At 32.8% G+C, this 14,748-nt stretch carries 16 protein-coding genes; 9 read left to right on the top strand and 7 right to left on the bottom strand.

Features of this window, described 5'->3' with window-relative positions:
• Nucleotides 1-324: 324 nt before the first annotated feature.
• A complete protein-coding gene (locus HF990_RS05195) occupies nucleotides 325-846 on the bottom strand; it encodes a helix-turn-helix domain-containing protein (protein WP_168412131.1) in 522 nt (173 codons plus the stop codon).
• A 148-nt stretch (nucleotides 847-994) separates the two neighbouring features.
• Complete coding sequence (locus HF990_RS05190) at nucleotides 995-1,237, bottom strand: hypothetical protein (protein WP_168412130.1); 243 nt, start codon at nucleotides 1,235-1,237, stop codon at nucleotides 995-997.
• A 114-nt stretch (nucleotides 1,238-1,351) separates the two neighbouring features.
• Between HF990_RS05190 and HF990_RS05185 the strand changes: the two genes are divergently transcribed.
• Entirely contained in the window at nucleotides 1,352-1,684 is a 333-nt protein-coding gene (locus HF990_RS05185) for an SWIM zinc finger family protein (RefSeq protein ID WP_168412129.1), read from the top strand.
• A gap of 69 nt (nucleotides 1,685-1,753) precedes the next feature.
• On the opposite strand, the gene HF990_RS05180 is transcribed toward HF990_RS05185, so the two are convergent.
• Nucleotides 1,754-1,951: a helix-turn-helix transcriptional regulator gene (locus HF990_RS05180; RefSeq protein WP_168412128.1), complete on the bottom strand. Its 198-nt coding sequence runs from the start codon at nucleotides 1,949-1,951 to the stop codon at nucleotides 1,754-1,756.
• Nucleotides 1,952-2,082: 131 nt separating this feature from the next.
• Here HF990_RS05180 and HF990_RS05175 point away from each other — a divergent pair, with 131 nt between their 5' ends.
• The 7 genes from HF990_RS05175 (at nucleotide 2,083) to HF990_RS05145 (ending at nucleotide 8,034) form a co-directional block, all read left to right on the top strand.
• Nucleotides 2,083-2,445, top strand: coding sequence for a helix-turn-helix domain-containing protein (locus HF990_RS05175; protein WP_168412127.1), 363 nt, complete (start codon nucleotides 2,083-2,085; stop codon nucleotides 2,443-2,445).
• A gap of 251 nt (nucleotides 2,446-2,696) precedes the next feature.
• A complete protein-coding gene (locus tag HF990_RS05170; RefSeq protein ID WP_168412126.1) occupies nucleotides 2,697-3,626 on the top strand; it encodes a hypothetical protein in 930 nt (309 codons plus the stop codon).
• A gap of 108 nt (nucleotides 3,627-3,734) precedes the next feature.
• Nucleotides 3,735-4,337, top strand: coding sequence for a hypothetical protein (locus HF990_RS05165; protein ID WP_168412125.1), 603 nt, complete (start codon nucleotides 3,735-3,737; stop codon nucleotides 4,335-4,337).
• A 185-nt stretch (nucleotides 4,338-4,522) separates the two neighbouring features.
• On the top strand, nucleotides 4,523-5,338 hold the full coding sequence (locus tag HF990_RS05160) for a HipA family kinase (protein WP_168412124.1): 816 nt from the start codon (nucleotides 4,523-4,525) through the stop codon (nucleotides 5,336-5,338).
• Nucleotides 5,328-6,170: a DUF3037 domain-containing protein gene (locus HF990_RS05155; protein ID WP_168412123.1), complete on the top strand. Its 843-nt coding sequence runs from the start codon at nucleotides 5,328-5,330 to the stop codon at nucleotides 6,168-6,170. The genes HF990_RS05160 and HF990_RS05155 overlap by 11 nt, the downstream gene beginning before the upstream one ends.
• Nucleotides 6,171-6,252: 82 nt before the next feature.
• Nucleotides 6,253-6,759 carry an ImmA/IrrE family metallo-endopeptidase gene (locus HF990_RS05150; RefSeq protein WP_168412122.1) on the top strand — a complete coding sequence of 169 codons (507 nt, stop codon included), beginning with the start codon at nucleotides 6,253-6,255 and terminating at the stop codon, nucleotides 6,757-6,759.
• A 105-nt stretch (nucleotides 6,760-6,864) separates the two neighbouring features.
• Nucleotides 6,865-8,034 carry a site-specific integrase gene (locus HF990_RS05145; protein WP_168412121.1) on the top strand — a complete coding sequence of 390 codons (1,170 nt, stop codon included), beginning with the start codon at nucleotides 6,865-6,867 and terminating at the stop codon, nucleotides 8,032-8,034.
• A gap of 444 nt (nucleotides 8,035-8,478) precedes the next feature.
• Here the strand turns inward: HF990_RS05145 and HF990_RS05140 are convergent, their stop codons facing one another.
• The 3 genes from HF990_RS05140 to HF990_RS05130 all read right to left on the bottom strand — a co-directional run bounded on the left by HF990_RS05140 (nucleotide 8,479) and on the right by HF990_RS05130 (nucleotide 10,069).
• Nucleotides 8,479-9,057 carry a hypothetical protein gene (locus HF990_RS05140; RefSeq protein WP_016838080.1) on the bottom strand — a complete coding sequence of 193 codons (579 nt, stop codon included), beginning with the start codon at nucleotides 9,055-9,057 and terminating at the stop codon, nucleotides 8,479-8,481.
• 260 nt (nucleotides 9,058-9,317) lie between these two features.
• The gene (locus HF990_RS05135; RefSeq protein WP_168412120.1) at nucleotides 9,318-9,611 is read right to left on the bottom strand and encodes a YxcD family protein; all 294 of its coding nucleotides are present in this window, start codon (nucleotides 9,609-9,611) and stop codon (nucleotides 9,318-9,320) included.
• Nucleotides 9,599-10,069 (bottom strand): hypothetical protein, encoded by a 471-nt coding sequence (locus tag HF990_RS05130; RefSeq protein WP_016838078.1) that lies wholly within the window; start codon nucleotides 10,067-10,069, stop codon nucleotides 9,599-9,601. Before HF990_RS05130 ends, HF990_RS05135 begins: the two co-directional genes overlap by 13 nt.
• A 278-nt stretch (nucleotides 10,070-10,347) precedes the next feature.
• Here HF990_RS05130 and HF990_RS05125 point away from each other — a divergent pair, with 278 nt between their 5' ends.
• Nucleotides 10,348-11,328 (top strand): diaminopimelate dehydrogenase, encoded by a 981-nt coding sequence (locus HF990_RS05125; protein WP_016838077.1) that lies wholly within the window; start codon nucleotides 10,348-10,350, stop codon nucleotides 11,326-11,328.
• A gap of 485 nt (nucleotides 11,329-11,813) precedes the next feature.
• On the opposite strand, the gene acnA is transcribed toward HF990_RS05125, so the two are convergent.
• Complete coding sequence (acnA, locus tag HF990_RS05120) at nucleotides 11,814-14,525, bottom strand: aconitate hydratase AcnA (protein ID WP_168412119.1); 2,712 nt, start codon at nucleotides 14,523-14,525, stop codon at nucleotides 11,814-11,816.
• Nucleotides 14,526-14,748 lie beyond the last annotated feature (223 nt).

Raw genomic sequence — 14,748 nt, 5'->3', positions numbered from 1 at the left:
CGAAGCTGGGCTCGGTTATAGATAGATTGCTAATCCCATCAAGCAGCCTACAAGTATAGAATTTGTGACGAGAGAAAGGTATAAGGGGAAATAAGTGACGCTAACCAACAAACTTGTAGACTGCTTGATGAGAGCGAGTATTATCTCGCTACTCAAAAAGATTTATGATATAATAAAAATTAATTCGAATTATTCTTTGTCTTACCGTTAGTCGTTCCAGCGATTGACGGTATTTTTATTTGAAACTAAATACAAAGCAATCAATCTTTGTTTTAAAGTCATATGTTTCCAAGCACGAGGCTTAATTCGCATATACTATCCCCCTTACTGTAGGCTTGAAATATAACCAGCACTTACTAATTTTCTGTAATGCTTTTGCCAAATTTCTGTATAACTTATTTTTGCTTCTGTGCAAACGACTGCTACAAAGTGGTCTAGTGCAGTAATTGCATCGACGGCTTCGATAAGCATATTTTCAACTTCTTGGCGTTCAAAAAGCTTTATTGCTTTCAAAGGCTTTGCTAAACATGTTTTTAAGATGTGTTCTAATGCTTCTTGTAGCTCCTCGATTGTTTTTTCTTTAACACTAGATCGGTGCAAATCTACATTTTCTCCGTCTAGCCAAACTGGCCCCGTCCCTGTATAAGCATTTCGAATGGTCATAGCGAACTTTGGATCGTCATATTTGGCGACGATTTTTTTGCTAATATCTTGCGGAATGGGAGCTCTTCCGTTTTCATATTTAGAAATGGTTTCTCGAACGACGCCCATGTCGAATGCAAATTGTTGCTGGGTTTTATCACCTCTAATCTCTTTCAATGCTTGTCCTACTTTGTTATGTTTCATATCTGTCCACCTTTCTCTTCAAATTGTTAATACGAATTCACATTGATTGCTAAATTGAATTCGAAATGTACCGCTAAAAACTGTAAATACTAGTAAAATATAAGTAGTATAAGAGAGAATTGATTTAACACAAGTTCTTGCATAATTTTTATAACCATTCATTCATGATGATTTCTTTTATGGCCTTTTCTGTAGGTTCACGTAACCAAATTCTTTTACCTCTCTCATAAGGTTGACGTTGATACCGTCTAATACGTGGATCGCGAAGTAAATTTTCTTCAAGCCATGTTTTGCTATATCTTGTTTCCCTCACGAGGTCATCAATATCCCAAAAAAGAGTCTTACCCTCCTCACTCATGACCTCTGTCTCGCTACGCAGTTTTCTAACCACCTTTTTCACCCCCTAGAAGGGTTTCGTCAAAATGACGTTACCCTATTTCTTATTTGAACTGAGTAGGATTTTCCTCACCCTTGTCGAATATTGACAAGAAAGGAGGTGTTTTAAATGATTTATACATTTTCAATACAAGGAAGTAGTGAAGAGCCCTATACTCTTCAATTTTCAATTACTGAAAAATCATTTAAAGCTGAATGCAATTGCCCAGCAGGATTAATGGGCACATTATGCAAACACATCATCTGGATCATCGAAGGACAAATACCTTCAAATTTAATTGATGGTGATATTTCTAAAATTGTAGAGATTTCTAAAGCTTTTCACTCATCAGAAGTTGGTGATGTGTACAACCACTATAAAGAACTTGAAAAAGAGATAGAAAAACTCAAAAAGGAATTGAAGAACCGAAAGAAACAAGTTGCTCGTTTGCTTTACGAATGATATTTCCTAAGCCGTTGTACCAGCAACGGCATATTTTACAGTTTAAATAAACCGCACGTTTCGTGTTGTTTATGAGTAAAAAATTTCCTCAATACTTTTTCCAAAGTAAGATGCAATTTTTACTTTTATTTCATCTCTAGGTATTCTTTGCCCATTTTCATACATTTGCCATGCGCTGACGCTAACACCAATGTCATTTGCAACTTTTTCTCTAGATTTATTACCTCGTAACTCAGTCAGTTTTTTTCCAATCTTTTCTTTATTCACAATAATACCACCTCCGCACGTTTCGTGTTGTTATTTATAATATAAAACACACAAAATGTGTTGTCAATGATTTTATAAAATATATTTTTCTTAACACGTTTTGTGTTAATATGGTGATAGGTGATAAAATAATGACAGAACAATTAGGAAAAAGAATTAGGTTCCTCCGCAAATCAAAAAAATTATCTCAGAAAGAATTTGGTAATTTATTTGGTTTAGCTGAAAGTACAATAGGTATGTATGAAAGAGATGAAAGAAGACCTGATTATGAATTATTGAGTAAGTTTGCTGATTATTTTGGTGTAAGTACTGATTACTTACTTGGTCGCACCGACATACCGGATCCAACACCTCACAAAGAAGTTGATAAAGAATTCCAGTCTTTTATTAACGATCCAGAACTTCAATTGTGGTATAAAGAGTTACCTCAATCGGATGAAGAGGAATTGCGAAAACTGCGTACTATTTGGGAAATGATAAAAAAAGATAAATAGACAAAAATTTTACTATCACTTTAAGACATGTCAAAATCCGACATGTCATTTATTATACAAAGATATTGTTAAAATATTCTATTTTCAGGTTATTAATTCATTATATATGTGATGGTAAAAATTATCGTTATTCAATTTATCTATTCAACACTATCTTGATTTAAATTAAATATCTAAAAATTAAACTTAAAAAATAAAATTGAGAATTTTGGATATAAAATGGAATTTAGAAAGTTCAGGAGGTGTAAAGTTTGAACTATAGAGTATACAAAATTAAAGGTAAGCATAATGAAACTAAAAGAGTTCGTACACTAAAAATTGAAGCTTTTGATGAAGAAGATGCAATAAATGAGGCACTTAATCTAGGGTTAGAAAGTATTAATTCAGTGGAAATTGTCCCTTTCGATCCGCCTACTGAAAGACAGTTAGAGTATGCAAAAAGTTTAAGTATCAAAATACCGGAAAATGCTTGTAAGACGGATGTTTCTGCATTAATCAACCGAGCTGTCAATAAGGATGGAGAACCAAACGAAGGTCTTATAGAGTTTGCGACAAACAAAAGGATTTTTTTCTCGAAATACATAGGAAAAACAGCGCTTTATAATTTGGTTTTTTATGAATTACCAGATTTAGATCGTGTTGCATTTTTTGTTTTTTCAATTTACAGATATATTTCTGATGATCGTCACGCAAATTTAGACACTCATCCATATCATGAAAAATTTTATGAATTTGCAGAATCCGTTGTGAAAGATGAACGATTTATGAAATCTATGAAAAAATACAGCGGGGCTGATTTAAAATTTTTCGGCGAATTGACAACGTCAGACGGATGGACGCACACTGGCGGTTCTGTTAATACAATTGCATTTAAAACAGCAAGAGAATTCCTAATAAAGAATCACTTGATAAATAATAGTGCACCTTATAAATCCAAACAGCTACATCATAGAACAAGTAAAACATTAATCTTAATGGATGATGAAATAGAAGAATTTCAGGCAAATGGTTTCAAAGTAGAAAAGTTCGGAGAAGTATTTAGAAACGACACTGCTAATGAGACTTACTCAACAGAAGAAATGCCAAATGATGAACGAGATACAAACTTCAAAAGCAGCGTAGTTATAGGAGCTAGCGTAGCCTTTGCAATAATGTTCTTATATAAACTCCTATTTTCTTAGTATTATTAGAATTCTTGCTTAAATCAAGCATGTCATTTCTTATACAAAACGATTGTTAAAATATTCTATATTTGGATTGCTTATTCATTAATTAACGAGGTGATGATTGTGAAAAAAGTATTAGTATCAATTTTCCTGTTAGTTTTTTTAATTACTGGTTGTAGTAATGAAAGTACAGATGTTGTGAATAATGAAGAAACAACAAAAACATCTACTACTGAGAAATTACAAGAAGAAACTTCAAACTCTAATGAAAGTATTATTAATGAAATAATAAATAATAATGATTTATCACTAACAGAAAAAGTTGAATTGATTGTAAATGATAAATTAGGTTCAACTACTAACACTGAGTTAAAAAGACTTGATGGTGTTGAAATTATTGATGACGGAAACAACGATGCATTAATTATAGTATTAAATGGTAATGATAACTTCACAACCAAAATGATAAAAAAAGGTATGTGGATTGATTCGGTTAAAATTTTAGAGCCTATTTCTCAAATAAAAGAATTAAATGAAGTTGAATTAATATCTATTTTTTGGTTTTTACCACTAACCAACACTCAAGGTAATGAAGAAAATACAATTGTTATGTCTTTTAATATAGATATAGAAACATTGAATCAGATTAATTGGGATAATTTTGTTCACAATAATATCCCCAATGTTGCAAGTAATTACTTTGAACATTCAGTGCTGCAAGAATAAAGTTATTATATCATTTAAATTTGAGAAAATTTTTATAGATTAGGAGGAATAATCTCAGAAATCAAAAAATTGAAGATTATACCAGATTGACTCAACCAGCTATGATACACAAAGCTGTCAATTAGTTAATCAACGTTGACAACTATTATTATGTGAATATTAAGTGATTGTGGGTGAAATTTCGTTTGATTGATTCAAGTAATGCTACGTCATATGTTAAGAAATTTAAAATTGGAATTACACAACCTTTTATAATAAATGATTCACAAGGGAATTCTTATGTGTGTAAAGTTTTTGAAGAAGATCACGGCCAAAAACATCTCGTTAATGAATATGTATGTTATTGTTTAGCAAAAATGCTAAATCTACCTATTCCCGATGCTAAATTAATTCACCTAAATGACGAAATAATTAACGAGAATGAAGACTTAGTAAACAGAAATATAAAATCAAAAATTGCATTTGGTAGTATTTTATTAAACGATGTAAAAACTAACTTAACACCACCGTTATTAGAATATTGTAAGAATACAGAAGTAATTCCTTCAATTATTTTATTTGATCAATTAATTTTAAATGAAGATAGAGCAACAAATGACGGAAATTTATTGTTTGATTTTAAAAAGAAGAAATTATATATTATAGACCATTCACATGTATTTGAACATGGGACTATTTGGGATGCCACAACATTAAAACAAATAATTGAATCAAAAAAACTGTTAGTTGATAATTTTAATAAAAAATACTATAGAATGTTAAACAGATATATAAATGGATATAATCCATTTAATGAATTTTTAAATAAAATTAATAATATTGGTGAAAATGTTATTACCGAAATAGTTTATTCTATTCCGAATGAATGGGATTTATCTGATAAAGATTCAAATGCATTAATTGAGTTTTTGTTACATAGGATTAATATGATTCCGGACATACTAGAAGAAATAAGTAAATATTGTCCAAGCTGGAAAGGAGGGATTTCGATTGGAAGATAAGGTATTCTTTTCTATCGCCAAATATGTTCCTGATTTACTCAGGGATGAAAAAATCAATTTTGGATTTGCATATTATTATCCATCTGAAAGAAAATTAGGTTATTTACCTTCAAAAAATGTAAACCGTATTCAATCGTTCGATGATGAACTAGATAAAGAAACCATATCTATGCTTCAGGCTGATTTAGAATATGAATTTTCAATCGACACCCTTGATAATGATGAGGATGATGAAATACTTCAAAATTTACTCATGAAGAACGATAATTCAATACTTTTGTATAAAACCAAAAATTTTGTAAACCAAATTCAATTTACAGATATTCATTCAATTATTGTAGATGAATCACTTGAAAAAACACTAAATGATTTATCAGATATTTATCTTTACTATGATCGATCTATAAAAGAAAGAAGAATGGACAAAGAAAGAATTAAAAGTTTAACAAAAAAAATAATAAAAAGTAACTTTGGTAAGGATTTCTACTCAAATATTAATGCAAATATTAACAATAAATTGTCCTTTAATAAGGAGCCTTATGATTTTAAAGTAAACATAAAAAATGAAATTAAGTATATTAAGGCTCTAAGTTTTGATTACAAAAAATATTATAAACTCTATGATGAACTAAAAATATTCCTCTTTGATTTGCAAAGAACAATAAATAATAATCATGAAATAAGTAATAAAAATTTTATTGTAGTCATTAATAATACAGATTTTGAGCAGGAATTTGAACAAATTGCTAAAGACATATTAGAAAAAGAAGTAACACTTTATACAATAGAAGAATTTAATAATGTAATTCAAAAAGAAACTGTATTTTCTTAACCCCACTTCCAATTTGTGGGGATTTATTTTATAATCAAAAAAGAACATATGTTCTAATTTGTTGTGTGTAGGAGTTGGTTTTATGTGTCAAACGTATATGGAAGATTTTGTCCACGAATTATATACAAGAATGGACATTTTAGAACCGCATCAACTGAGTTATCAGAACATTTCTACTAATTTAGGAATTAGAGTTTTGCATTGGTATGAATCAAGCCAAGCTCTTTTTTTTAACAATCAATCTTACATATTTTTAAATACTTATCTTTCGGAAGAACAAAAGTGGCAAGATTTTTGTCATGAACTTGGCCACGTATTGCTGCATGCAGGTAATCAGAAAAAACTATCTAAAGAGTTTATTAGATATCAAGAGGAAAAAGCAAACCTCTTCATGTATCATGCCTGTATCCCTTCTTTTATGCTAAAACAGCTAAAAATCTGTGATGCCACATATGAAACAATCAAAATGATTCGAGAACTTTTTTGCGTTGAAGAAAACTTTGCTAAAAAAAGATTAGAGCGATATTTAAATAACCTATTCTATCGGCATGTGGTTTATAATGAACAATTTATTTCAAATTGGCTTTAATTTAGACCGCCTAAACCTTTTCTAGGCATAGATAATCGATTTTAAGGGAGAATCTTCTACTGCCATTAAAAAGCGCCTTTTCGCGCGATTTAGGAGGTATAACCTTTGCCAAGAGTAAAGTATCACAAAACAAAAAAAGACGGTATTTATTGGTATAGGGACTCGAAAGGAAATAAAAAATATGCTTTTCGCTATAAATATTATGACCGCTTTAATAAAAGACGTGAAAAAACAAAATCTAATTTCGATTCAGAAAAAGAAGCAGAACGCGCTTTAATAGAAATTAAAGCAAATATTCTAGATGGGAATGATCGTTATGTAGAGAATGACCATTTAACAGTAGCTCAATGGATTGAAATTTGGATGGAATCAAAAAAGAACATATGGAGGCCGAATACATATGTTCATTATCTAGAAACTTATGAAAATCACTTAAAACCTCTTATTGGTCATTATAAAATAAAAAAAATAACAAGTATGACAGTGCAAAGAGAATTAGTTGATGTCCTTGTACAAAAAGGGTTAAAAAGAGTTACTATCGAGGGAATTTGTAGAACTTTAATGTCTGCTATAAATGCTGCAGTAAGCGAAGAGATTCTCCCTCGCAATCGATGTAAAAAGTTAGATTTTAGTGCTGCCCCAATTAGTACTAGAGAAAATTATTATACAGAGGAAGAATTAGCGAAGTTTTTAGAATGTGCGAAAGAAAATGATCCTTATACACGTTATACCACGTTATTTACACTTGCTATGACTGGTATGCGAAAAGGTGAATTGATGGCACTGACATGGAACGATATTGATTTTAACAAAAAAATGATTTCTATTACTAAAGCACGGACACGTTCTGGATTAGGACCACCGAAATCGGATAATGGATATCGTGTTATCCCTATGAATGAGGAATTAGCAAAACAAATAAAACGGTACAGAACTTGGTGTATTCAGAAAAAGTGGTCAAAAGGCGAAAGTTTAACTGAGTCTGATTATGTATTTATCACTACAAAGGGTGCAAGACCAATTGGGTTAACTTATATTGAAGATGCCATCGATTATATTTGTGAAAAGTATCAATTAAAAAGAATAGGGCCTCATGGTTTACGTCATACGTTTACTTCAATGTTAATAGCAAAAGGAGTGCCTGCCAAAACAGTTGCTTATTTACTAGGAGATGATATAAATACAGTCAATAAATTTTATACTCATTCTTATAAAAATGTCGAAATTGAAGCAGTTCAATTGTTAAATGAAGTTGTTGCAAAAGTTAGCGAATAACATATTTTTTGGGGTAAAATTTGGGGTACAATTCTTTATAACACTCCCCTACCCCTTGATATATCTAGCTTCCTGTTTGATATCCATCCAAATAAGGTAGTTTGCGTGGTAGACAACCCCCATTTGATCGGTGTCGGCATAGCGGATTTCTACTTCTTTTTCGCTGAAAAACATGATATCACCTCTAAAACAGTATACCTCAATGAAATAATCGTGCAAATGAGAGATGCGAGATATATCAATTTTTTCCATCTATATTTGGGGAGTTTTTTGGAAATAATACTGATACTTATACGATTTGCCTACTCTACAAAAATTGGATAGTGAGATACGATGAATATAAAGCTTCTAATGCGATATATTGGCAGCCTCTGGATAATTAAATATTATATTAAAATGAAAAAACTGATGTGAATGGACTATATCCTTCCATCAGTTTTTGTCTTAAAAACCAATTAATGTACTGATCAATTTGAGATCATTGAGAATATTTTCTTTATTGTTTTTGACATTTGTATACCAAGATTCAATGATTTCCATCGCTTTATCTTCAATTTGTTGATTTTTCTTAATTAAAGAAACAATCGTATCAATGAATTTAGTTCGCTCTTCATAAAACTTCGTACGCATTTCGAAATCTCTATTCACTTCCACCTGAAATACTTTACCAAGGCGGATGATTCCTAAATTTACATGTTGTTCAGCATAAAGGCTTGACCCAACATAAGCCAACTTTTCTTGAAACGAGACAGGTTCATCTTTAAAATAACTTGCCATTAAACTCTCTACTTCATTAGTTACAGATTTTAACTTATTAACTTGGGTTGGAGCGAGTTCTTTTGCTTGTTCAAAAATAGGTAACATTGCAAGGGTATCATCAAATAATTCCTTCACCTTTTGAATTCGTTCTGAATCATGAGGAAGGTTTAATTCATGGTGAATATTTTCAAATACATATAATCGTTGGAGATATCCTGTTAGTAAAACAATTCCGTTATACACTTTTCTAGCATCCATTGTCATATGAATCCCACTTTCATTTCAAATCTCTTTTTGAACATAACATAAAACAAATGAAAACAAAATAGTTGATTTTTATGAAAATTAATAAAATACGGATTTTTAGTTGGCGACATGAAATTGAAAGGGCCTGTCCGACAATTGTACTTTTGGACAGGCTTACTGCTTATAAGTCAATTTGCATTCCAATATATTTGGAGTAATGGAGAAAGCGACTTATGAAAAGAAGGCGTCTTGAAAAATCTCTCAAGACGCCTTCTTCTTTACCATTCAATATTTGCAATAATTCCTTCTTCATCGTGAAGATCTAAAACAATTCGGGCTGCCATTGCATCTCGATGCAATTGTTCCTCAATGTAAAGTCGAATTGCTGTAATGAAATTAACAGTGTTATAAGGTTCCATTTCGCCGTTTACATACGCTTCAGCTGTAAAACCACTAGCATCATCATACATCAACTCTACTTCCACATCTTCTGGATTGACATGTTTAAATTTAGCGTGGAATAGACAAACGGCATCAATGATCTCTTGTTCAGATAACGTTATCTTCTCCAATTTTCCGTAACCTCTTTTTCACTTTTTCGTTTAATCATGAAATAAATTTTAATGATTAAATATGCAATCAATAAAATGGCACCGAGATTAATAACTAAGCCTAAGAGATTTCCTAGTAATCCCATGTCAGCAAATAGGCTTCCAAACAATAATCCAGCAAGTCCACCGATCATAAGACCTTTCATTAATCCACCGGAAGAAAAACCACCCTTTTTCGTGGAAGAAGCTGTATTATTGTCGTTTTTATTTGTTGTTGCTTTGTTAACGCTACCATTTGTACTAGCATCATCATTTGTCATGCGGTTTTTTGTTGCACCATTATTGCCGCTAAAACCTTTTTTGCCTGATTTGTAAGATTTGGCTTCAACAGTGATGTCCCCACCATCGTGAAATACAACTGTACCAACATTAGAGAAAACTAATGCAAATGCAAGTACAATGGCTGAAAGTTTTTTCATTTTAAATCCTCCTATTTACATCTATTGATGTCATACACTACCAGTATATCAAAATCATGATTGTGAACAAACTAAATACATATTTTAATTTTATAATTACATTTTAGTATACATAATAATATTATATAAACCTAATGATTATTTCTTAATAGTTTTATTACAATAATGATAAGATTATTATTCATGCAAAGAATTGTATAAAAATTTATTGTACAATGATGTTCAAAGAGGTAATATAAAAAATAGATTTTTTGTTGTTTTAGGAGGTAGGAGAAGTTATGAGTAAAATTAGAATTGGGATTGTTGGTTACGGAAATTTAGGTCGGGGAGTAGAAGCGGCGATTCAACAAAATCCAGATATGGAATTAGTGGCGGTGTTTACGCGCCGAGATCCAAAAACAGTGGCTGTTAAATCAAATGTGAAAGTTCTTCATGTGGACGATGCACAATCTTATAAAGATGAAATCGATGTGATGATATTATGTGGTGGTTCTGCAACAGATTTGCCAGAACAGGGACCATATTTTGCTCAATATTTTAATACAATTGATAGTTTTGACACACACGCACGTATTCCTGATTATTTTGATGCTGTCAATGCTGCAGCTGAACAATCCGGAAAAGTTGCAATTATTTCAGTTGGTTGGGACCCAGGATTATTCTCTTTAAATCGCCTTCTCGGTGAAGTTGTATTACCTGTAGGAAATACATATACGTTCTGGGGAAAAGGTGTAAGCCAAGGGCATTCTGATGCAATCCGCCGAATTCAAGGTGTAAAAAATGCTGTACAATATACAATTCCTATTGATGAAGCGGTAAATCGTGTGCGCAGTGGTGAAAATCCTGAACTTTCAACACGTGAAAAACATGCTCGAGAATGTTTTGTCGTATTAGAAGAAGGAGCAGATCCTGCAAAAGTAGAGCATGAAATCAAAACAATGCCAAATTATTTTGATGAATATGATACAACTGTACACTTTATTTCTGAAGAAGAATTAAAGCAGAATCATAGCGGAATGCCTCATGGTGGATTTGTTATTCGAAGCGGTAAAAGCGACGAAGGTCATAAACAAATTATTGAATTTAGTTTGAATCTTGAAAGCAATCCGATGTTTACTTCTAGCGCTCTGGTAGCTTATGCACGTGCTGCATATCGATTAAGTCAAAATGGAGATAAAGGTGCTAAAACAGTGTTTGATATTCCATTTGGCTTACTATCTCCTAAATCTCCAGAAGATTTAAGAAAAGAACTATTATAATTCTACGATAACCAAATTTTTAATCTCTAATCATCCAACTACGATGAAGTAGTTGGATGATTTTTTGTTGAAAAACCCCTCCCCTTCTCTTTTTAGACGTGATTTTCCTACTTATCTACTTCTATTTCTGAGTTAAGATATTAGTCAACCTTTGCTCCATAATAGTCACTCTACGAAAGATAATAGTCAAAACTGTGAACATAATTGCCAACTGTAAAAAAACAGTTTCAGAAATATTGGATAATAGTCAAAATCAATCTCATAATAGTCAAACTGCTATAAATAATAGTCAACATGATGAACTTAATAGCCAATTAATTGAAATTAAATGCTGAAAGTTAAGATATTAGTCAAAGTGAAGTAATTAATAGTCAAACGTTTCGCGATAATAGTCGAATTTAACAACATATTTGCCAAAGCATCTTTCTCCAACAGTCAATTAAAAAAGCAGGTTGAACAAGTCAACCTGCTTACTAAGCTAGAAATTATTTACCAGCCAATTTATTTCTTAATACCATCTGTAGGATACCGCCATGACGGTAGTAGTCTACTTCTACTTCTGAGTCGAAACGAGCTAAAGCTTGGAATTCTTTCACTGTTCCGTCTTCAGATTTAGCAGTTACTGATAAAATTTGACGAGGTTTTACATCGTCAGTGATATTTACAGAGATCTCTTCTCTACCTGTTAAGCCAAGAGTATCTGCGTTTTCACCTGGCATGAATTGAAGTGGTAATACACCCATCATTACTAGGTTAGAACGGTGGATACGTTCATAGCTTTGTGCGATAACTGTTTTGATACCTAATAAGTAAGTACCTTTTGCAGCCCAGTCACGGCTAGATCCCATACCGTAATCGTTGCCAGCAAGAACTACTAAGCCAGTACCTTGTTCTTGATATTTCATTGCTGCATCATAAATGTATTCAACTTCGCCTGTTGGCCAGTAAGTTGTGAATCCACCTTCTGTACCAGGTGCTACTTGGTTGCGGATACGAATGTTTGCAAATGTACCACGCATCATGACTTCATGGTTACCACGGCGTGAACCGTAAGAGTTGAAGTCACGAATTGCTACACCTTTTTCTTGTAAGTATTTACCTGCAGGTGTATCTTTACCAATTGCACCAGCTGGTGAAATGTGGTCAGTTGTAATAGAGTCACCAAACTTCGCAATTACGCGTAAGCCTTTAAGCTCTTGAATTGGAGCTGGTTCTTTAGATAAACCTTGGAAGAATGGTGGGTTTTGGATATAAGTTGAATTTTCATCAAATGTGTATAGAGACTCAGTTGATGTTTCAATTGCATTCCATTTTTCGTTTGCAGTGAATACTGTTTCGTATTCTTTCTTGAATAATTCAGGTGTAACGACTTTATTTAAGATGCCGTATACTTCTTCAGATGATGGCCAGATGTCGTTGAAGTAAACATCTTTACCATCTTTGTCTTTCGCAATTGGATCTTTTTGTAGGTCGATATCTACAGTACCAGCTAAAGCATAAGCAACAACAAGTGGTGGTGATGCTAAGTAGTTAGCTTTTACTAATGGATGAACACGACCTTCGAAGTTACGGTTACCAGAAAGAACAGATGTTACAAATAAGTCTTTTGATTTAATTGCTTCTTCGATTTCTGGAAGTAATGGACCAGAGTTACCGATACATGTTGTACATCCGTAACCTACAGTGTTGAATCCGATTTGGTCAAGGTAATCTTGTAAACCAGAATCTTTTAAGTAACCTGTTACAACTTTAGAACCAGGTGCTAAAGATGTTTTTACCCATCTTGGTGGTTTAATACCAAGTTCAACCGCTTTTTTCGCAACAAGACCTGCAGCGATTAATACGTAAGGGTTTGATGTATTTGTACAAGATGTGATGGCAGCAATTGCTACAGCACCTGTAGGCATTTCTAATTCTTCGCCATCTTCAAATTTAATTGTTGAAGTTTTAGCAAATTCATCTTCTGTTAAGCCGAAACCTTGTACGCCCATTGGAGCTACAACCGCTTCACGATAACGTTTTTTCATTTCAGAAAGCGGGATTAAGTCTTGTGGACGTTTTGGACCAGAAAGGTTTGGTTCGATTTCGTCTAATTTGATTTCTAATACGTCTGTGTAAACTGGATCGAAGTTTGGATCAAAGAACATATCATTTTCTTTTAAGTATTTTTCAACAACTTGAACGTGTTCTTCATCGCGTCCAGTTAAACGCATGTAGTTTAGTGATTCATTGTCAATTGCGAAGAAACCGCAAGTTGCACCATATTCTGGAGCCATGTTAGAAATTGTTGCACGGTCTGCAAGTGGCAATGTAGCTACACCTGGACCGAAGAACTCAACGAATTTACCAACTACACCGCGTTTACGTAATACTTGAGTTACTTTTAATGCTAAGTCCGTTGCAGTAGCACCGTTTGGAAGTTTACCAGTTAATTTAACACCGATAACTTCTGGAATTGTGAAGTAAGATGGTTGACCAAGCATACCAGCTTCAGCTTCGATACCACCAACACCCCAACCAAGAACGCCAAGACCGTTAATCATTGTAGTGTGGGAGTCAGTACCAACTACTGAATCTGGGAATGCTTCGAATGTGCCATCTTCATTTTCTTTAACGTGAATAACTGGTGCTAAATACTCTAAGTTTACTTGGTGTACGATACCAGTTGCAGGTGGTACAGCACGGAAGTTATCGAATGCAGTTTGAGCCCATTTTAAGAATTTGTAACGTTCAGCATTGCGTTCAAATTCTAAATCCATGTTTGCTTGTAAAGCAGTTGGAGAACCGTATTTGTCAACTTGTACAGAGTGGTCAATTACAAGGTCAACAGGAATTTCTGGATTGATTTTTGATGGGTCTCCACCTAATTCTTTCATAGCAGAACGTAAAGAAGCTAAGTCTACTACTACTGGTACTCCAGTGAAGTCTTGTAGAACTACGCGAGAAGGTTTGAATGGTACTTCTCCTTCTGGATCTGCACCTTCTGCCCATTTTGCAAGATTATTTACGTGTTCTTCTTTGATTACATAGTCATCATATTGACGTAGAACAGATTCTAATAATACTTTGATTGAATAAGGTAGGCGTGAAACTTTTGCAATGCCTGCTTCTTCTAAAGCAGCTAAACGGTAATAATAATACGTTTTACCATTTAACTCAAAAGAAGCACGACTGTTGTGTAAGTTGCTCTTTGTCATATGTAATCCCCCTATATAAATTTTGAAAAGGCTTGCTAGTTCTTTTCTCCATGACCAATCATAACTCACTTATCTTCATAAGTAAATTACATTAAAATTATGTTTTGTCATTAGAGATTTTTATGACCCATTTGGGCAATTAAATTTTATTCCAAAAGATTCAAGAATTCAACGATGTGTATAAAAATGCTACATTCATGAATTCTATGAATATTTTGGATAA

The sequence above is a fragment of the Ureibacillus thermosphaericus genome, from assembly GCF_012396605.1.
In the GTDB taxonomy this organism is placed as follows: domain Bacteria; phylum Bacillota; class Bacilli; order Bacillales_A; family Planococcaceae; genus Ureibacillus; species Ureibacillus thermosphaericus.
Note: the sequence above shows the minus strand (reverse complement) of the source record. Positions and strands in the feature narration are given on the sequence as shown.